The organism is Parahaemophilus parainfluenzae (genome assembly GCF_001055095.1).
GTDB lineage: Bacteria > Pseudomonadota > Gammaproteobacteria > Enterobacterales > Pasteurellaceae > Haemophilus_D > Haemophilus_D parainfluenzae_Z.
In genome coordinates this window covers 1-20,445 of the sequence record NZ_JVHG01000007.1, presented here as the reverse complement: position 1 = coordinate 20,445, position 20,445 = coordinate 1, and the positions used below count along the sequence as shown (strand labels likewise).

Annotated in this window: 16 protein-coding genes and 1 tRNA gene; 9 read left to right on the top strand and 8 right to left on the bottom strand. The window is 41.1% G+C overall.

What is annotated here, in order from left to right; genetic code table 11:
- The first annotated feature begins 223 nt into the window (after window positions 1-223).
- The 8 genes from leuA to ADA56_RS01580 all read left to right on the top strand — a co-directional run bounded on the left by leuA (window position 224) and on the right by ADA56_RS01580 (window position 11,036).
- Window positions 224-1,771 carry a 2-isopropylmalate synthase gene (leuA, locus tag ADA56_RS01615; protein WP_049368890.1) on the top strand — a complete coding sequence of 516 codons (1,548 nt, stop codon included), beginning with the start codon at window positions 224-226 and terminating at the stop codon, window positions 1,769-1,771.
- Between the two features lie 168 nt (window positions 1,772-1,939).
- The gene (leuB, locus tag ADA56_RS01610) at window positions 1,940-3,016 is read left to right on the top strand and encodes a 3-isopropylmalate dehydrogenase (RefSeq protein WP_049368889.1); all 1,077 of its coding nucleotides are present in this window, start codon (window positions 1,940-1,942) and stop codon (window positions 3,014-3,016) included.
- A 90-nt stretch (window positions 3,017-3,106) separates the two neighbouring features.
- Window positions 3,107-4,516: a 3-isopropylmalate dehydratase large subunit gene (leuC, locus tag ADA56_RS01605; RefSeq protein ID WP_049365624.1), complete on the top strand. Its 1,410-nt coding sequence runs from the start codon at window positions 3,107-3,109 to the stop codon at window positions 4,514-4,516.
- A 10-nt stretch (window positions 4,517-4,526) separates the two neighbouring features.
- Window positions 4,527-5,129, top strand: coding sequence for a 3-isopropylmalate dehydratase small subunit (leuD, locus tag ADA56_RS01600; protein ID WP_049368888.1), 603 nt, complete (start codon window positions 4,527-4,529; stop codon window positions 5,127-5,129).
- Window positions 5,130-5,304: 175 nt separating this feature from the next.
- Complete coding sequence (metH, locus tag ADA56_RS01595; protein WP_049368887.1) at window positions 5,305-8,997, top strand: methionine synthase; 3,693 nt, start codon at window positions 5,305-5,307, stop codon at window positions 8,995-8,997.
- 75 nt (window positions 8,998-9,072) lie between these two features.
- Window positions 9,073-9,684, top strand: a complete 612-nt coding sequence (locus tag ADA56_RS01590; protein ID WP_049368886.1) for a hypothetical protein — start codon at window positions 9,073-9,075, stop codon at window positions 9,682-9,684.
- Window positions 9,685-9,700: 16 nt separating this feature from the next.
- On the top strand, window positions 9,701-10,408 hold the full coding sequence (locus ADA56_RS01585; protein WP_049368885.1) for a hypothetical protein: 708 nt from the start codon (window positions 9,701-9,703) through the stop codon (window positions 10,406-10,408).
- 160 nt (window positions 10,409-10,568) lie between these two features.
- Window positions 10,569-11,036: a hypothetical protein gene (locus ADA56_RS01580; RefSeq protein ID WP_049368884.1), complete on the top strand. Its 468-nt coding sequence runs from the start codon at window positions 10,569-10,571 to the stop codon at window positions 11,034-11,036.
- An 89-nt stretch (window positions 11,037-11,125) separates the two neighbouring features.
- Here ADA56_RS01580 and ADA56_RS01575 read toward each other — a convergent pair whose 3' ends face one another.
- The 6 genes from ADA56_RS01575 to ADA56_RS01550 all read right to left on the bottom strand — a co-directional run bounded on the left by ADA56_RS01575 (window position 11,126) and on the right by ADA56_RS01550 (window position 16,186).
- Window positions 11,126-12,547, bottom strand: a complete 1,422-nt coding sequence (locus ADA56_RS01575; protein WP_049368883.1) for a sucrose-specific PTS transporter subunit IIBC — start codon at window positions 12,545-12,547, stop codon at window positions 11,126-11,128.
- 127 nt (window positions 12,548-12,674) lie between these two features.
- A tRNA-Leu gene (locus ADA56_RS01570) sits at window positions 12,675-12,760 on the bottom strand.
- 20 nt (window positions 12,761-12,780) lie between these two features.
- Window positions 12,781-13,128 carry a preprotein translocase subunit SecG gene (gene secG / locus ADA56_RS01565; RefSeq protein WP_005696834.1) on the bottom strand — a complete coding sequence of 116 codons (348 nt, stop codon included), beginning with the start codon at window positions 13,126-13,128 and terminating at the stop codon, window positions 12,781-12,783.
- 116 nt (window positions 13,129-13,244) lie between these two features.
- Window positions 13,245-15,188, bottom strand: coding sequence for a DNA topoisomerase III (locus ADA56_RS01560; protein WP_049368882.1), 1,944 nt, complete (start codon window positions 15,186-15,188; stop codon window positions 13,245-13,247).
- Between the two features lie 4 nt (window positions 15,189-15,192).
- Window positions 15,193-15,795 carry a recombination mediator RecR gene (gene recR, locus ADA56_RS01555; RefSeq protein WP_005696838.1) on the bottom strand — a complete coding sequence of 201 codons (603 nt, stop codon included), beginning with the start codon at window positions 15,793-15,795 and terminating at the stop codon, window positions 15,193-15,195.
- 61 nt (window positions 15,796-15,856) lie between these two features.
- Window positions 15,857-16,186 carry a YbaB/EbfC family nucleoid-associated protein gene (locus tag ADA56_RS01550; RefSeq protein WP_005696839.1) on the bottom strand — a complete coding sequence of 110 codons (330 nt, stop codon included), beginning with the start codon at window positions 16,184-16,186 and terminating at the stop codon, window positions 15,857-15,859.
- Between the two features lie 135 nt (window positions 16,187-16,321).
- Between ADA56_RS01550 and ADA56_RS01545 the strand changes: the two genes are divergently transcribed.
- On the top strand, window positions 16,322-17,413 hold the full coding sequence (locus tag ADA56_RS01545) for a metallophosphoesterase (protein WP_049368881.1): 1,092 nt from the start codon (window positions 16,322-16,324) through the stop codon (window positions 17,411-17,413).
- Between the two features lie 45 nt (window positions 17,414-17,458).
- On the opposite strand, the gene ADA56_RS01540 is transcribed toward ADA56_RS01545, so the two are convergent.
- Both ADA56_RS01540 and ADA56_RS01535 read right to left on the bottom strand, forming a co-directional pair.
- Window positions 17,459-18,829: an L-serine ammonia-lyase gene (locus ADA56_RS01540; protein WP_049368880.1), complete on the bottom strand. Its 1,371-nt coding sequence runs from the start codon at window positions 18,827-18,829 to the stop codon at window positions 17,459-17,461.
- Window positions 18,830-18,864: 35 nt separating this feature from the next.
- Window positions 18,865-20,103 (bottom strand): HAAAP family serine/threonine permease, encoded by a 1,239-nt coding sequence (locus ADA56_RS01535; protein ID WP_049368879.1) that lies wholly within the window; start codon window positions 20,101-20,103, stop codon window positions 18,865-18,867.
- Window positions 20,104-20,445: the final 342 nt, after the last annotated feature.

The following is a 20,445-nucleotide window of genomic DNA, read 5'->3' as shown; positions in this document are numbered from 1 at the left end:
CGTTTTACAGAATTTTTTACAGGATTATCTTTTTATGTACCAAGCTGTTTCTTTATCTCTCAATCTCCTGCTCTCACATTCTTTGTGCGGCTAAGTTGTGGATAAAAAACACCTTTATGTAAAAGATCTATTATCAACCCGCACTTTCAAGATTGCGGGTTTTTTGTTTCAAAAACAGTGCTAAAAGCGACCGCACTTTGAGTGACAACAGAAGGAAATTATTATGTCAGATCGCGTTATTATTTTTGATACCACCTTGCGTGATGGAGAACAAGCATTAAAAGCAAGCTTAACCGTAAAAGAAAAGTTACAAATTGCTTTAGCGCTTGAACGTTTAGGTGTGGATGTAATGGAAGTGGGTTTCCCGGTTTCTTCTCAAGGCGATTTTGAATCTGTTCAAACTATCGCGTGTCATATCAAAAATAGTCGTGTTGCGGCACTTTCCCGTGCGGTAAATAAAGATATCGATGCGGCTTACGAAGCCTTAAAAGTCGCGGAAGCGTTCCGTATTCACACCTTTATCGCGAGCTCCGCATTACACGTTGAAGCCAAATTAAAACGTACCTTTGATGATGTCGTTGAAATGGCTGTAGCCGCGGTAAAACGTGCACGTAACTACACCGATGATGTGGAATTTTCTTGCGAAGATGCAGGTCGTACGGGCATCGATAATATCTGTCGTATTGTTGAAGCGGCAATCAATGCGGGGGCAACCACCGTAAACATTCCAGATACCGTTGGTTTCTGCTTACCAAATGAATACGGCAATATCATTGCTCAAGTACGTAACCGCGTGCCAAATATTGATAAAGCAATCATTTCTGTGCACTGCCACAATGACTTAGGTATGGCAACGGCTAACTCCTTAACCGCAGTACAAAATGGTGCTCGCCAAATTGAATGTACCGTAAACGGCATCGGTGAACGTGCGGGTAATACATCACTTGAAGAAGTCGTGATGGCAATGAAAGTTCGTCAAGAGTTTATGGGCGTGGATACACGTATCAACACACAAGAAATTCATCGTGTCAGCCAAATGGTGAGCCAACTTTGCAATATGCCAATCCAACCGAATAAAGCGATTGTAGGTTCAAATGCTTTCGCACATTCATCGGGTATTCACCAAGATGGTATGTTAAAAAACCAAAATACCTACGAAATCATGTCACCAGAAACTATCGGCTTGAAGAAAGAGAAATTGAACTTAACCGCCCGTTCTGGTCGCGCAGCAGTAAAAGGTCACATGGCGGATATGGGCTACACCGAACAAGATTACGATTTAGACAAATTGTATGAATCCTTCTTAAAATTAGCAGACAAAAAAGGCCAAGTATTCGATTATGACTTAGAAGCTTTAGCCTTTATCGATATGCAACAAGGGGATGAGGATCGTTTAGTGTTAGATAAACTTTCTGCACATTCCACTAAAGAATATCCAGCGACTGCGTTTGTTCAAGTGGAATTAGATGGCAAAAAATTAAGCACCTCTTCTATCGGTGGTAATGGTCCAGTTGATGCAGTTTACAATGCGATCTTGAATTTAACCGGCTTAGATATCAAAATGTCCCACTATAACTTAACTGCAAAAGGCGAAGGTGCTGAAGCCTTAGGTCAGGTGGATATCGTGGTTGAACACGAAGGCCGTAAATTCCACGGTGTTGGTTTAGCAACAGACATCGTTGAATCTTCCGCGCTTGCTTTAGTTCATGCAATTAATGCCATTTATCGTGCACATAAAGTCGCAGATATTAAAAATCATAAACATCATTAATTGATTGAGTCCCCCTCTTTAGCAAAGAGGGGTTAGGGGAGATTTGGCAGAAGTAACATCAACCTCAGCAGTGAATTTTATATCGTTAAAATCTCCCCCCAGCCCCTCTTTACAAAAGAGGGGAGAAAATTAACCGCACTTTAGTGTGAAAGAAATAGGAAAAACAATATGCAATCATACAACATCGCTGTTCTACCGGGAGACGGTATTGGCCCTGAAGTGATGGCTGAAGCCATTAAAGTATTAAACAAAGTTCAAGAAAAATTCGGTTTTAAACTTAACTTCAATGAATTTTATGTAGGTGGTGCTGCAATTGATCATTGTGGTTGCCCATTACCGGCAGAAACCTTAAAAGGCTGTGATGAGGCTGATGCGATTTTGTTTGGCTCTGTTGGCGGTCCTAAATGGACAAATTTACCACCGGATCAACAACCAGAACGCGGTGCATTGTTGCCATTGCGTAAACATTTCAAATTATTCTGCAATCTTCGTCCGGCAACCCTTTATAAAGGACTCGAAAAATTCTGCCCATTACGTGCAGATATTGCAGCGAAAGGCTTTGATATGGTGGTTGTGCGTGAATTAACGGGCGGGATTTATTTCGGTCAGCCTAAAGGCCGTGAAGGTGAAGGCGCACAAACCAAAGCATTCGACACTGAAGTTTATTACAAATATGAAATCGAACGCATTGCGCGTGCGGCTTTTGATGCAGCAATGAAACGTCGTAAACACGTCACTTCTGTGGATAAAGCCAACGTACTACAAGCCTCAATCTTATGGCGTGAAACTGTGACTGAAGTGGCTAAAGACTACCCTGAGGTCACCTTAGATCACATTTATATCGACAACGCGACCATGCAGTTAATCAAAGCGCCTGAATCTTTCGATGTGCTCCTCTGCTCTAACATTTTTGGCGATATTATTTCTGATGAAGCGGCGATGATCACTGGTTCTATGGGGATGTTGCCATCTGCTAGCTTAAATGAAGACGGTTTCGGCTTATATGAGCCTGCTGGCGGTTCTGCACCAGATATCGCAGGCAAAGGCATTGCCAACCCAATCGCACAAATTCTTTCTGCGGCGATGATGTTGCGTTATAGCTTCAACTTAAACGAAGCAGCGGATGCCATTGAAAATGCCGTACAAAAAGTCTTAGCAAGTGGTCACCGTACGGGAGATTTAGCCGATGACTCTGCCCCTGTTTCAACGGCAGAAATGGGTACATTAATCGCTAACGCAATCTAATAAAAACAATTAAAGTGCGGCTTAAAAACACCCTCAATTTTGACCGCACTTACTACTCTAACAAAAGCCTCTAACGAATTGAGAAAAATTATGGCAAAAACTCTTTACGAAAAATTATTCGATGCCCACGTGGTATACGAAGCTGAAGGCGAAACGCCGATTTTATATATTAACCGTCATTTAATCCATGAAGTGACCAGCCCACAAGCCTTTGATGGTTTACGTGTGGCAGGCCGCCAAGTACGTCAAGTCAGTAAAACGTTCGGCACCATGGATCACAGTATTTCTACCCAAGTACGTGATGTAAATAAACTTGAAGGCCAAGCGAAAATTCAAGTATTGGAACTTGAAAAAAATACGAAAGCGACCGGTATTCAATTATTCGACATGACCACAAAAGAACAAGGTATTGTGCATGTCATGGGGCCTGAACAAGGCTTAACCTTACCAGGTATGACTATCGTGTGTGGTGATTCCCATACTGCCACCCACGGGGCATTCGGCGCCTTAGCATTTGGTATTGGTACATCCGAGGTAGAACATGTATTAGCCACCCAAACCTTAAAACAAGCTCGTGCGAAAAATATGAAAATTGAAGTGCGTGGCAAAGTGGCGCCAGGCATTACCGCAAAAGATATTATTCTTGCTATTATCGGTAAAACCACCATGGCTGGTGGTACAGGCCATGTGGTGGAATTCTGTGGTGAAGCCATTCGTGACCTTTCTATGGAAGGCCGTATGACTGTTTGTAATATGGCGATTGAAATGGGCGCGAAAGCCGGCTTAATCGCACCAGATGAAACGACTTTCGAATACTTAAAAGGTCGTCCACATGCACCAAAAGGTAAAGATTGGGATGATGCAGTTGCTTATTGGAAAACCTTAAAATCCGATGATGATGCGAAATTTGACACGGTCATCACATTAGAAGCGAAAGATATTGCGCCACAGGTAACTTGGGGAACAAACCCTGGCCAAGTAATCGGTATCGATCAGCCAGTGCCAAATCCAGCAGAAATGACCGATCCGGTGACTCGTGCCTCGGCTGAAAAAGCCTTGAATTATATCGGTTTAGAACCGAATACCGATTTAAAAGACATTCCAGTAGATCAAGTGTTTATTGGCTCTTGCACCAATGCTCGTATCGAAGATTTACGTGCCGCTGCAGCCGTGATGAAAGGTCGCAAAAAAGCTGACAATGTAAAACGTATTTTAGTGGTGCCAGGTTCTGGTTTAGTGAAAGAACAAGCAGAAAAAGAAGGTTTGGATAAAATCTTTATCGAAGCGGGCGCTGAATGGCGTAACCCAGGCTGTTCGATGTGTTTAGGCATGAATGATGACCGCTTGGGTGAATGGGAACGCTGTGCTTCTACATCAAACCGTAACTTTGAAGGTCGCCAAGGTCGTAATGGGCGTACCCATTTAGTAAGTCCTGCGATGGCAGCGGCAGCGGGAATGTTCGGTAAATTCGTTGATATTCGTGACGTCACATTAAACTAAGGAGCAGAAAATGGCAGGATTTAAACAACTTTCAGGCCTAGTAGTGCCATTGGATGCGGCAAACGTGGACACGGATGCGATTATTCCAAAACAATTTTTACAAGCCATTACCCGCGTAGGTTTTGGCAAACACTTATTCCATGAATGGCGTTATTTGGATGTAGAAGGCACTAAACCAAATCCAGATTTTGTGTTGAATTATCCACAATATCAAGGTGCGACCATTTTATTAGCACGTAAAAACCTTGGCTGTGGTTCATCTCGTGAACACGCACCTTGGGCATTAGCCGATTACGGTTTCAAAGTGATGATCGCACCAAGCTTTGCAGATATTTTCTATAACAACAGTTTAAACAACCACATGTTGCCGATTCGTTTAAGCGAAGAAGAAGTGGAAGAAATCTTCCAATGGGTGTGGGCAAATGGAGGCAAACAAATCCATGTAGATTTGGAAGCGATGACGGTCACTGTAGGTGACAAAGTCTATCACTTTGAACTGGATGAATTCCGCCGTCATTGTTTGTTAAACGGCTTGGATAACATCGGTTTGACGTTACAACACGAAGATGCCATCAGTGAATACGAAAAAAATATTCCGGCATTTTTACGTTAATCTGTTTTTTTACTCGGACAGCAAATATTGCTAACCATTCGGCGGACAGTCCGTCCGCCTTTCTTTTTGAAAACATTCCATTTTTTTACTGCACTTTCTCCCCTTTTATTTGACAGTATCCATGCTTATCCCTATTATTCCGACCAATATTGATTGATTTTAAAAAGAGCTGTCTATGTCACATAATCAAACCGAATTACTGAAAAAATCCCTCGCTGAACGCATCCTCATTTTAGATGGTGCGATGGGGACGATGATCCAAAAATATAAACTCACCGAGGCTGATTTTAGAGGCGAGCGTTTTAAAGAAAGTGCGGTTGATTTACGTGGCAATAATGACTTGCTCACCTTAACCCAACCGCTGCTAATTTCTGCGATTCATGAGAAATACTTACAAGCGGGCGCCGATATTATTGAAACCAATACTTTCAGTTCTACCACCATTGCGCAAGCGGATTATGATTTACAGTCTATTGCCTACGAACTGAATTTTGCAGGTGCAAAACTAGCGCGTTTAGCCGCAGATAAATACAGCACACCAGAAAAACCTCGCTTTGTTGCTGGCGTGTTAGGGCCAACTAACCGCACCGCCTCTATTTCTCCTGACGTAAACGACCCGGGTTTCCGTAATGTGACGTTTATGGAATTAGTCGATGCCTATGCTGAAGCCACTAAAGGCTTAATCGAAGGTGGTGCTGATTTAATCATGATCGAAACCATTTTCGACACGTTAAACGCAAAAGCCGCCATTTTTGCCATTGAAACCGTATTTGAAGAATTAGGTGTGGAATTGCCGATTATGATTTCCGGCACCATTACCGATGCTTCCGGCCGTACGCTTTCAGGACAAACTACCGAAGCGTTCTACAACTCACTTCGTCACGCTAAACCACTGACTTTCGGCTTAAACTGTGCGCTTGGTCCAAAAGAACTCCGCCAGTATGTAGAACAACTGTCTAAAATCAGCGAAACCTATGTGTCTGTCCACCCAAATGCGGGCTTACCCAATGCCTTTGGTGGCTACGATTTAGGTGCTGAAGAGATGGCTGCACACCTTAAAGAATGGGCTGAAAGTGGCTTTGTAAACATTGTCGGCGGTTGTTGTGGTACAACGCCAGAGCATATCAAAGCCTTTGCCGATGCCATGCAAGGTATTGCGCCGCGTAAATTGCCTGAAATTAAAACTGCGATGCGTTTATCAGGCTTAGAACCTCTCAATATTGATGATGAAAGCCTATTCGTAAACGTGGGCGAACGTAATAACGTGACAGGTTCGGCGAAATTCAAACGCTTAATTAAAGAAGACAAATTTGCCGAAGCCATTGAAATTGCCATCGACCAAGTAGAAAACGGAGCGCAAGTGATCGACGTCAATATGGACGAAGCCTTATTAGACGGCAAAAAATGCATGACCCGCTTCCTCAATATTATGGCGACCGAGCCAGATGCCGCCAAAGTGCCAGTCATGATCGACTCGTCTAAATGGGAAGTGATTGAGGCGGGTTTGCAGTCGGTGCAAGGTAAACCGATTGTGAACTCGATCTCATTGAAAGAAGGCGAAGAAATCTTTATCGAACACGCTAAACTGGTTCGTAAATATGGCGCAGCCGTGGTGGTCATGGCATTTGACGAAGTGGGACAAGCCGACACTGAAAATCGCAAAGTTGAAATTTGTAGCCGTGCTTATGACATTTTGGTGAATCAAGTCGGCTTCCCGCCAGAAGATATTATTTTCGACCCGAACATTTTCGCCATTGGTACTGGGATTGAAGAACACAACAACTACGGCGTGGATTTCATCAATGCCACAGGTCGTATTAAACGCGCACTACCGCATGCGAAAATCTCAGGCGGGGTGTCGAATGTCTCTTTCTCATTCCGTGGTAACAACGTGATGCGTGAAGCCATTCACGCGGTCTTCCTCTATCACGCCATCAAACAAGGCATGGATATGGGGATTGTGAATGCAGGGCAACTTGCAATTTATGACGATCTCGATCCTGAATTGCGTGAAATTGTAGAAGATGCGGTATTAAACCGCAGCCCTGATGCCACCGAAAAACTACTCGATATTGCAGAAAAATATCGCAATCAAGGCAACGATGAAAGTGCGGGCGATTCCGTGGCAGAATGGCGCACTTGGCCAGTTGAAGAACGTTTAAAACACGCGTTGGTAAAAGGGATTACCACTTACATTGTGGAAGATACGGAAGAAGCTCGCCAAACATTGCCAAGTCCATTAGATGTAATTGAAGGCCCGTTGATGGCAGGCATGGACGTGGTGGGCGATTTATTCGGTGACGGTAAAATGTTCCTCCCACAAGTGGTGAAATCGGCACGCGTAATGAAACAATCCGTGGCGTATTTAGAGCCATTTATTAACGCCACCAAACAAAAAGGTTCAAGCAACGGTAAAGTGGTGATTGCAACCGTAAAAGGCGACGTACACGACATCGGTAAAAACATCGTAAGCGTGGTGATGCAATGTAATAACTTTGAAGTGATTGACTTGGGCGTGATGGTGCCAGCGGACAAAATCATTCAAACCGCCATTGATGAAAAAGCGGATATCATCGCGTTAAGTGGTTTGATTACCCCTTCTCTAGATGAGATGGAATATTTCTTGGGGGAAATGACTCGCTTAGGTTTGAATCTACCTGTGATGATTGGCGGTGCAACCACTTCTAAAGAACATACGGCGATTAAACTTTATCCAAAATATAAAGAACACGGCGTATTTTATACTTCTAACGCCTCCCGTGCGGTTACGGTGTGTGCAACCTTGATGAACCCTGAAAGCCGTGCGGCATTATGGGAACAGTTCAAGAAAGATTACGAGAAAATTCAGCAATCGTTCTCTAACCGTAAACCACTTCGTAAACAACTGAGCATTGAAGAAGCACGTGCAAACCGCTTTGATGGCTTTAGTGGCGAATGGGCAGATTACGTGCCGCCAAAACCAAACCAAACCGGTATTGTAGAATTTAAAAACGTACCGATTGCCACATTACGTAAATTTATCGACTGGTCGCCATTCTTCCGCATTTGGGGCTTGATGGGTGGCTATCCTGATGCCTTTGATTATCCGGAAGGCGGCGAAGAAGCACGCAAAGTATGGAACGATGCGCAAGTGGTATTAGATGAATTAGAGCAAAACCACAAACTCAACCCAAGCGGTATCTTAGGCATTTTCCCTGCAGAACGTGTGGGCGATGATGTGGTGCTTTTCGCTGATGAAGAACGCTCACACCCCATTGGCACCGCTTACGGCTTACGCCAACAAACGGAACGTGGCAAAAACAGCAAAAGTCCGTTTAACTTTGCCTTAAGTGACTTCATTGCTGATCGCGAAAGTGGCAAAAAAGACTGGATGGGTATGTTTGCAGTCTGTGCGGGAATTGAAGAAATGGAATTAGTGGAAGGCTATAAAGCGGCAGGCGATGACTACAACGCTATCTTGCTACAAGCTGTGGGTGACCGCTTAGCAGAAGCCATGGCAGAATACCTGCACTTTGAGCTCCGCACCCGCATTTGGGGCTACACGCAAGAAGAATTCGATAATCAAGGTTTAATCAATGAAAACTATGTCGGTATCCGCCCTGCACCGGGTTATCCTAGTTGCCCAGAACATACGGAAAAAGCCTTGATTTGGGATTTATTAGAAGTAGAACAACGCATCGGCATGAAACTCACCGAAAGCTACGCGATGTGGCCAGCAGCTTCTGTCTGCGGTTGGTACTTCACCCACCCGGCAAGTAACTATTTCACTTTAGGTCGCATTGATGAAGACCAAGCTCAAGATTATGCCAAACGTAAAGGTTGGGATGAGAGAGAGATGATGAAATGGTTAGGGGTGACGATGAAGTAGAAACTCATCATAAATTGACCGCACTTATAGAGTGGGATTTATACCATCTTTACCTTTATTAAATGAACAGCTAATATGAAAAAACTTCCTAATATATACAAGCATCTATTTCCTCTAGGCAACTTTCAAACTATAAAGGAATATTTTGAATATTTTATTTTTAGAAAAAATATTGATGACTTAGATAACCCTTTGTTTAATTCTAGTAATAGAAAACTCTGGTTAGAGGATTATCCCACACTTGATTGTTTCCCGAAAACTTTAAGCTACATTGACGATCCAAATTCCTTTCCTTTATCAGAAGTGTCCAAAGAATTAGCCAATGTAGAATTGTATTTACCTAAAAATGAAATCCTGTTTCACTCAGGTAACTTACCGAATAACGTTTCTTTAGCTATAGGACAGGAATTCCAATTACATACGATCTTCTCTGCTACATTAGATCCCTATATTGCGAATGTACATGATAGTAATGATGATATCTACTGGTATATACAAATTAAAAATGAGGGTATTAGATGTTTACCCATTCCAGATGAATATGGAGAGTATGAAGTTATTATCTTAGATTCTCCAATAGCTAAAATAGTTGATATAAAAACTTCTCATAGAGATGCTATGTGGTTAGGAGATATACACTACAAACCAGAAAACAAAACTATCGTTTATGTTAATTTATATTTATAAATATTAGGAGAAATCTATGAAAAATAACATTAAAGCCCAAATTGGAAAAAATAATACTTCTGGTGATGGAAATAATGTTAACCAAATTGGCTACGGAAATCAGAACAATAGTAATAATATTGTACATAATCACTATCATCAAACCAATCAAAATTCATCATCAGATGGAAATGAGCTTATTCTATTTGGAATTCTTATAACTGGATTCATAATATTTATGGATTATATTCTATTCAAGCATGCATATTATATATCAAATATAATTAAGTACACTCATGTAATCCTAGCATTAACACCTATAGCTTTATATAATATTTATAAAAAAGAAGTATTATCAAAAAACAATATTTTAAAATCATCACTTATATTAATTATAGGAGTGCTATCATTTATATGCGCAAAAGAATTATTCTCAATGGATGAGTTTAAGGCATTAGCTAATCACGCATATAATAAAAACTTTTCAGAATATTGGAATATGCAAAGAGAGTGGAAGGTAAGATCTATTTATTTCTTTATTTGCACAACATTAGTAACACTATTACTTGGTATAAATATATTTTTCACAATTGCATTCTTTAAATATTCATTAACATTAGAAAAAGTCATAAATTTAACAGGTATAATCATCATTTTTTTACTAGCAATTCTTATTTTCTATTTTATTATTTTTGATAAATCTATATTGCTTAACCTTATTAATAAAATACCATTAATAAAATAATCTAAAACATGGTGCACACATCTCAGATGAGTGCACCACTAACTTCAAATCAAAACTACAAGCGCTTTAACTACCAAATAACATATACCGCCCTTGCACAATCCCCAATTTCCGCTATCATACTCCCTTTCTCATTCACTCTACTCTCGGAACTTTATCGATGAATAAATTTAAATTAGCATTACTGACGGCGGCATTCGTAGGTTTGTTTGCTTGTACCACAACACAACAACCAAAGAAAACCGTAAAAACACGATACCTTAAAAATAACATTAGCCAAGCGGAATTAAACAATCCAAAAGACTACAAGCGTTATTATTATTCTTGCCGTAATTCAGAAACGGGTTCAAATTCTTATTTAACCACTTACTTCCCGCTTTCAAGAGAAAGCCGCATGAAAGATAACTTTGGTATTTATTTCCAATTAGATGGTGGAAAAGCGGTGCCGTTTGATCATGTGGAAAATCGTACCTTAAATGCACGAGGAAATCGCTTTGAAGTGATTTATCGCTCTTATGAGCCGATTGATGGCAGTTATGTTGATTTAATCGCACGTGAAAATAATTCTGTGTACTACAAGAATAATCAAGGCATGAGAAGCACTTGGTTAAACTGTCGAGAAGGCTAATTTTCTCTGAAAGTGCGGTCATTTTTAGGCACATTTTTCCAAACAAAAAAGCACGAGGTTAAACTCGTGCTTTTTCTTTTTTATTTCGATTATACTTTTGCTTGTGCGCGTTTCACGAAAACGACTGAAAGCGTGAATGCCACCACAAATGAAATCACCATACCGATGCTATACATCGCAAGGCTATCTGGTTTGATAGATGGAATACCCAAGAAACCTGCCGCGCCTAATGCAATGGCTTTTACATTGAAGAATGCGATAAAGGCACTTGCAAGGCCTGAACCAATCATCGCTGCAAAGAAAGCCTGACGATAGCGTAAGTTCACCCCGAACATTGCCGGTTCAGTAATCCCTAATAATGCAGAAATACCAGATGGTACCGCTAAACCGCGTACTTTTGGATCTTTTAATGCGACAGCCACACCTAAACAGGCTGCACCTTGTGCGATGTTTGACATTGCGGCGATTGGGAAAATAAAGGTACCGCCTGTATTTGCCATTTCAGCCAATAATTGTGTTTCAACTGCAATGAAGGTTTGATGCATACCGGTAATCACGATTGGTGCATAGAATGCCCCGAAGATCGCGCCACCCACGAAACCTAAAGTGTCATATAACCAAGTTAAACCTGATGCAATTAATGACCCTGCTTCACGACCAATTGGACCGATTACGGTAAATGCTAAGAAGCCCGCAATAAAGAGCGAGAATAATGGGGTAATGAGGTTATCTAAGTAAGAAGGCACAAACTTACGGAAGGTTTTTTCTAAGGTTGCTAATACCCAAGCAGAAACTAATGTTGGGATAACGGTGCCTTGATAGCCGACTTTTTCAATTTCAAGACCGAATACATTCCAGTATTGGATTTTGCCTTGAGCAAGGGTTAATGCGTAGTTCCAACCATCTGCTAATGCAGGGTGAACTAATAACATCCCAAGCGCAGCCCCTAAGAATGGGTTACCGCCAAATTTACGGGTCGCAGAGAAACCAAGTAATACTGGTAAGAACACAAACGGTGCATTCGCGATGGTATTAATGAAGTCCACCAAATCTGCAAGACCTGGGTGCATATCAATCACGCTTAATTCATCAACGAAGAAACCTTTCGCTGTAAGCATGGAGTGAATACCCATTAACAAACCGCCTGCGACGATTGCTGGAATGATTGGCACGAAAATATCTGCTAAGCCTTTCACCAAACGTTGCAATAAGTTTTGGTTGCCTGACGCTGCTTCTGCCACTTCGGCTTTGCTCACATCGCCGATACCAAGTAATTTGGTAAGTTCAGCATGGACTTTATTCACTGTGCCTGAACCAAAGATAATTTGATATTGACCGGCGACAGCAAACTGCCCTTTCACGCCTTCAATGTTATCAATGCCTTCTTTATCCACTTTGCTTTCATCGTTTAACACAATACGTAAACGCGTTGCACAATGTGCTGCTGTGGCGATGTTTTCTTTGCCGCCAAGCTTATCAATCACTTGCTGGGCAATTTGAGGGAAGTTCATAGTGCTCTCCTAATGGGGTTTTAGAAAAAGAAATTGACCGATTGTAACCAAAACAGGGGATAATAACTAGCTATTCAAGCAAATTTTAGGCGAAAAAAAAACCGACTTGATTAAGTCGGTTTATAGTTGGTGCTCTGGGCGAGACTTGAACTCGCACGGCCTGCGGCCACTACCCCCTCAAGATAGCGTGTCTACCAATTCCACCACCAGAGCGTTTATTCTGTTTTTATTCCTTATTGCGGAATATCGTTATTTTTGTTTTCAACTGCTGGAGCAGCTTGTTGTTGCTGTTGTTGAACTTGTTCAGCAGTTTGAGATAAATCGTCAAATGAACCTTTTTGTACGTTACCACGGTGAGAGTTGATATTACCTAACACTAAAGCGATGACAAAAAAGCCAGTTGCTAAGATTGCGCTGGTACGGGTTAAAAAGTTACCTGCACCTGCAGAACCAAACATGGTACCTGATGCACCGCCGCCAAATGACGCACCCGCGTTCGCGCCTTTACCTTGTTGAACAAGGATAAAGCCGATTAAGGCGATACAAACTAATACATAAATAAATAATAAAATATTGTACATTATTCTTTCTTCTCTAAATTGCGATTCCGCAAGAAAACTGGGAGCAAATGTTATATAAAATTCATGCTTTTCGCAAGCGCTTTCCCATTTTTTTTACTTAATTGTATTAAGTTTAATCAATTTTCAGCGTTTAAATCTTCCGATTTTTTGACCGCTCTTTTTTGTTTAGCAGGTGCCGCATTTAAACCTTTTGAAATCTGACTTAAACGACGTAATGCAGTGAAATCCACAAAGCGCACTAAATCTGGCAACATTTGATTAAGCGTAAACATAAATTGCTGATAACTCGCCTGTTTTTGGCTGATATCCGTTAATTGCGCTTCCCAATGTGCCGTCATATCAGGTTGTGTGGCAATATCCGGTAGCGCTGAAATGAGGATCCGCCCCGTTTCTGTGCTGTGAATATTGCGCCCTTTTTTCGTCAAAAAACCGCGTTTAAACAACAATTCAATAATGCCTGCTCGGGTGGCTTCTGTGCCAAGTCCATCCGTTTCACGCAGAATTTTTTTCAATTCTTTATCTTGCACAAAGCGCGCAATCCCCGTCATCGCAGAAAGTAATGTTGCATCGGTAAATGGTTTCGGCGGTTGCGTTTTTTTACTCACCACTTCACCTCGTTCACAATACAGAATCTGTCCTTTCTTCACGATCGGCAATAGCGGCTCTTGATTTTCATCTTCGTCTTCTTTACCAAGCAATTCCTTCCAACCTGCGGTTTGCAAGTTGCGCGCTTGCGCCACAAAAGTACCGCCCGCAATACTTAAGGTAATTTTACTTTTGCGATATTCCGCATCTGGACAGAATTGCAATAAATACTGGCGTGCAATCAATTCATAAATACGTTGTTCATCAATACTTAAATTGATCGAGCGTGTATTAGCCGTTGGAATAATCGCATGGTGCGCTTCCACCTTTTTGTCATTCCAACAACGATTACGTTGCTCGCTATCCACCACTGATGGCAAGGTTTGATAAATCTGACAATGCTGTGAAATCGCATTCATCACTTTATGTCGTTCAGCAAAATGCTCTTCCGGCAAATAACGACAATCAGAACGTGGATAGGTAATCAATCGATGGGTTTCATATAACCGCTGACAAGTATCCAGCACGCTTTGCGCTGACATGCCAAAACGTTTTGCCGCATCAATCTGCAATGCTGACAAGGAATAAGGCAAAGGCGCAGTTTCTTTTTCTCGCTTATCCACATATTCAGTCACTTCGGCAGGTTGATCGGTAATGCGCTTCACCACATTTTCGGCTAAGCCTAAAGACAGTACGCGACCATCTTCATCTTGGTAGTCTTCACAAGCCTTACTTGGTTGCCAAAGTGCAGAAAAAAGTGCGGTCGGATTTTCAGATGTTTTTTCTTCTTTTATCCACGCCAACACCTCATAGAAATCTTTGGGTTGGAAATTTTCAATTTCCAAATCACGGCGAACAATCAAACCTAATACGGGCGTTTGTACTCGCCCAACGGAAAGCACACCATCATAACCGGCTTGGCGACCACGAATGGTATAAGCGCGAGTCATATTAATGCCATAAAGCCAATCGGCACGAGCACGCGCCAGTGCGGAGGTAGCCAATGGAATAAAATGACGATTCGGTTGGAGTTTTTGTACCGCTTTTTCGACCGCACTTGGGTTAAGATCGCTAATCAAACAACGCAAAATGCCATCACGTTTTTCGGCGGATAAATTGGCATAGCTAAACACTTCATCCACCAACAACTGACCTTCTCTATCCGGGTCACCTGCATTAACTAAAATATCAGCTTGATGAATGAGTTTTTCTACCACAGAAAGTTGTTTTTTTACTTCCTTTCGCGGTAACAGAATCCACTTTTCAGGAATGATAGGTAAATGTTCTAAACGCCATTGTTTGAATTTTGGATCATAGGCATCGGGTTCTGCCTGTTCGAGCAAATGCCCCACGCACCAAGTCACCACATCATCATTGCCACATTTAATAAAACCATCACCCCGTTGATGAGGTTTTGGTAATACATCGGCAATAGCTCGCCCAAGACTGGGTTTTTCGGCAATAAACAGACGCATAAGATTAGTCGATCTGACGACGACCTAAGAAAGAGTGGGTTAAGGTGGTGCCGTCCACGGTTTCTAATTCCCCACCGACAGGGATCCCGTGAGCAATACGACTCACTTTAATATTATGTTGATGGCAAATTTCAGCAATATAATTGGCTGTGGCATCGCCTTCCACCGTTGGATTGGTCGCTAAAATCACTTCGTGGAAAGATTCTTCAACCAGACGTTTTTGCAATAAATCTAAACCAATTTCTTTCGGACCAATACCATCTAAAGGCGATAAATGCCCCATTAAGACAAAATAACGCCCAGAAAACTGGCCTGTTTGCTCAATGGCTTGAATATCCGCCGGCATTTCCACCACACAAAGCAAGCCTGAATTTTGACGGCGAGGATTGTTACAAATATTGCACGTTTCCTCTTCGGTAAAATCACGACATTGTGAACAATGCCCAATTTTAGACATTGCTTCCGTTAACGCGCGTGCTAAGTTCATCCCACCGCTACGGTTGCGCTGTAAAAGATGATAAGCCATACGCTGCGCTGATTTCGGACCGACACCCGGCAAGCAACGAAGATTTTCAATAAGATGTTCTAAAAGTGGACTGCTTTGCATAGTATTTATGATGGGAGAAAATGGATGGTGTGTGAATCGATAAACTCACACACCCGATGAATTAAAATGGAAGTTTCATTCCTGGCGGTAATGGCATGCCTGCGGTTACAGAAGCCATTTTTTCTTTTTGTAATTCTTCTGCACGACGGACTGCATCGTTGAATGCGGCAGCGATTAAATCTTCCAACATTTCTTTATCGTCTTCCATTAAAGAAGGATCGATCTCAATACGACGGCAGTTGTGCGCACCATTAATCGTGATTTTTACTAAACCTGCACCACTTTCGCCTGTTACTTCTAATTGGGCAATTTCTTCCTGCATTTTTTGCATTTTTTCTTGCATTTGTTGGGCTTGTTTCATCAAGCCGCCTAAACCGCCTTTTCCGAACATGGGATTTTCCTTCTTAAATTAACTAAAACGAGCCGCATTTTAGCGAAAAAATTTGCCTTTGGGAACAGAGAAATTTATTATTCCACACTTCAAAACTGGGTCAAAAACGACCGCTCTTTTATTTAGGAATTGCAGATGGAAACTCGTTATTACTTTATATTTACGGCAGCTATTATTTTGTTGCAACTGCTGATTTATATTTTTAATAAAACGCTGATTTGGTGGCTGAACAAACCACTCTCTCAAAAGACAAGACGAACTATCACTTTTACCAGTTTTTTGCTTCCTAATGTCTTAGTTATTTGTCATTTTTTAAAGCTTTTTACGGCATTTCGACTTATTGCTTTAGTGCTCGCGCTGCTTCTTTTTTCAGTCTTTGCAAGCATTGCCGTGGGAGGTATTCATTTTCTTTTCCGAAAATCTAAATCCATCACCAAAATCGACCGCACTTTACGCATTGCTTACCCTGTTTTATTTATTGGTATCACGGCCTTAAGTGTGTATAACGCCTATGTTACCCGTGTTATTCATTATGAAATCACGCTAGATAAGCCCATTAAACCATTGCGAATTGGCATGGCAAGCGATCTCCATTTAGGTAAATTATTTGGCGGGAAAGAATTGGATAAACTGGCTGATATTATGCAGCAGGAAAAGGTCGATATCATTTTACTGCCTGGCGATATTATGGACGATAATGTCAATGCTTATTTAGCCGAAAAAATGCAACCCCATTTAGCGAAACTCAAAGCCCCAATGGGCGTTTATGCCACACTAGGCAATCATGACTTATTCGGTGACCAAGATAGAATTGATCGAGAAATTCGCAAAGCCGGTATTACGGTATTAAGAGATGAAACATTAACATTAAATAATGAATTGGTACTGATTGGACGAAATGACAATCTTGCTCACGATAGACCAAGTACCGAGACGTTATTAAAACAAGTGAATACTGACTTACCGATTATTCTATTGGATCACCGACCAACAGATATCGAAAAACATGCTTCACTCCCTCTTGACATTCAAGTTTCAGGGCATGCACATAAAGGGCAAGTATTTCCCGCCAGTTTAATCACAAAAATGATGTATCGTTTGGATTATGGTCATGAAAAAATTGGCAATCCACATGTTTTTGTCACTTCAGGTTATGGCTTTTGGGGCATTCCAATGCGTTTAGGTTCACAGTCGGAAGTAATTATTATTGACGTGAAAGGGAAATAAAAAAGAGCGGTCAAAAATGACCGCTCTTTTATTATCAATTAGCTATTAAGAACACACTACTTTCACCGCTAAGCCACCTTTCGATGTTTCGCGATATTTGGCATTCATGTCTTTACCTGTTTCATACATGGTTTCGATCACTTTATCCAAGGTTACGCGAGGATTAGTAGTTCGGCGTAATGCCATACGGCTAGCGTTAATCGCTTTCACCGAAGCAATAGCATTACGTTCAATACAAGGTACTTGCACTTGACCACCAACCGGGTCGCAAGTTAAGCCAAGATTATGTTCCATTGCAATTTCAGCTGCGATACACACTTGTACTGGTGTACCACCTAAAATCTCAGTCAAACCTGCGGCAGCCATTGAACATGCCACACCCACTTCACCTTGGCAGCCGACTTCAGCCCCCGAAATAGATGCATTCATCTTATAAAGGGAACCAATCATACCGGCAGCCAATAAGTAGCGTTCTATGACTTCTGGCGTTAAAGGTGCGACAAATTTTTCATAATAAGAAAGTACCGCCGGCACAATGCCACACGCACCATTAGTTGGTGCTGTTACGACGCGACCACCTGCCGCATTCTCTTCATTTACCGCAAGAGCAAACATATTCACCCAGTCGATCACATACATTGGGTCATGGGCTAAACGGCCGCTATTTGCCTCCAAGAGACGATAAAGTGATGGCGCACGACGAGCAACTTTTAATGGCCCTGGTAACACACCTTCTGTTTTAATACCATGTTCAATACAATCTTTCATGGTTTTCCAAACATTCTGTAAATGAGCTTCAACCTCTTTTTTATCACGCAATGCTAATTCATTTTTCATCATCACTGTTGAGAGCATTAAGCCACTCTCCTGACAATGTTTCAAAATATCTTCAGCATGTTGATAAGGATACGGCACAGTCACCGGATTTTCTTCCTCTTGACCAAAATGCGCTTCATCTACAATAAATCCACCACCAATAGAATAATAAGTTTGGCGATAAAGCACGTTACGATCAGCATCTAATGCAGTAATGGTCATACCGTTTTCATGCAATGATAAAAAGGAATTATGGAATACCATATTGGCATCCCAATCGAAATTAACGGTTTTTTTGCCCTGTGCAATCGACAGTTTTTTAGTTTGTTTAACCTGTTCGATAAAGGTTGGGATTAAATCAATATCCACATCATGCGGGAGATAACCGGCCAATCCCATAATGATCGCAATATCTGTATTATGACCATGCCCCGTCATTGAGAGAGAGCCATACACATCAACGTGCAAGGTTGCAACAGCATCAAATTTACCTCGCTCGATTAAATCGTCAATAAACTGCTTGCCTGCTTTCATCGGGCCAACAGTATGGGAGCTGGACGGCCCAACTCCCACTTTAAACATATCAAATACACTAATCATATTATTTTAAATCCTAAGCTAAACTAAAAAGCCGCTTATAATAATCCATATACGACCGCGGAGATAGCAATTAATCCCATAACTGTAACAAATACATTGCTAAAACGACCTTGATAGCGTTTCATAGCTGGTACATTGCGGATCGCATACATAGGCATAATGAAAAGGATCATCGCAATGATTGGACCACCAAGAGATTCAATCAAACCTAAAATACTTGGGTTAATGATCGCCACACCCCATAAAGTCAATAAGAAGAAAACTGCAGTACCGTAATTTAATTTTTTACGATTCACACTTTCGCCTTTCATTTTGAGGTATAAACCTTCTAAACCTTCACGTGCTCCTAAATAATGGCCAAAGAATGAGCTTGTAATCGCGAAGAAAGCCACTAATGGTGCGAAATAAGAAATGTATGGGTTATCAAATTTGTTAGCAAGATAAGACAAGATACTAATATTTTGTGCTTTTGCTTCTAATAACTCTGCTGGTGTTAAGGTTAATACACAGCTAAATACAAAGAACATCACGAAGAACAGTAATACGGTTGAAGTGCCTTTTTCTGTACGACCGATGTGATATTCCGTTGTATTAAAATCTTTATATTCACGTTGTTGAGAAAGAGTGAAAGACGAAATTGCCGGAGAATGGTTAAAAGAGAAAACCAACACTGGAATAGTTAACCACAATGTCGTCACAAAACCACTCGCTGTAGGAAGCTCATAAAGCATTGATGCATTCCATTGAGGAATGAGATAAATTGATAACGCAAAAAGAATCAACACCAATGGATACACCAGTAATTCGGTGATTTTCAACATCACTTTTTCACTGAACAACATGACTGAAATCAATATTGCAATCAATACAAAAGAAAGAATAGCACGATTTGGTGAAGCCATGCCTAATTGATTGACGATAAAAGAATCAACCGTATTGGTGATCCCGTTTCCATAAATCAATAAAATTGGGAAGATCGCAAAGAAATATAATAATGTAATTAATTTCCCAGCAGTCGGGCCGAAATGTTCTTCTACCACTTCAGTAATATCACTGCCTGGTTTAGAAGAAGACAACACGAAATAAGCCAAGCCACGATGCGCAAAATATGTCATCGGTCCGACTAAAATCGCCATCACAACCAAAGGCCAAAAACCGCCCATCCCTGCATTGATTGGTAAAAATAATACCCCTGCGCCCACCGCAGTTCCAAATAAGTTTAATACCCAAGCTGTATCAAATTTATTCCATTTTTTATTAGTTGTAGTGTCCATACATCACCTTCTAAAGTTAAAATTATAAAATCGTTTATTTAATGACTATTCATTCATTAAATTAGTGGCTGCATTATGATGAGATTAGGGATTGATTGCAAAGTGCAAAATAATAAAGTGTGATCTCACTAACAATTTTATGTAACTTTTTTACATAAATATTTATCTAGATCAAAAAACTGCGGTGAGAAATTTGAGCAAATTTTAAAGAGAGGAAAACAACAGAATAATGCTGAATTCTAAAAAGCAAAAAGCCGCTAAATTACTTTAGCGGCTTCTTAGAATTTGGCTCCTCCTGCGGGACTCGAACCTGCGACATATGGATTAACAGTCCACCGTTCT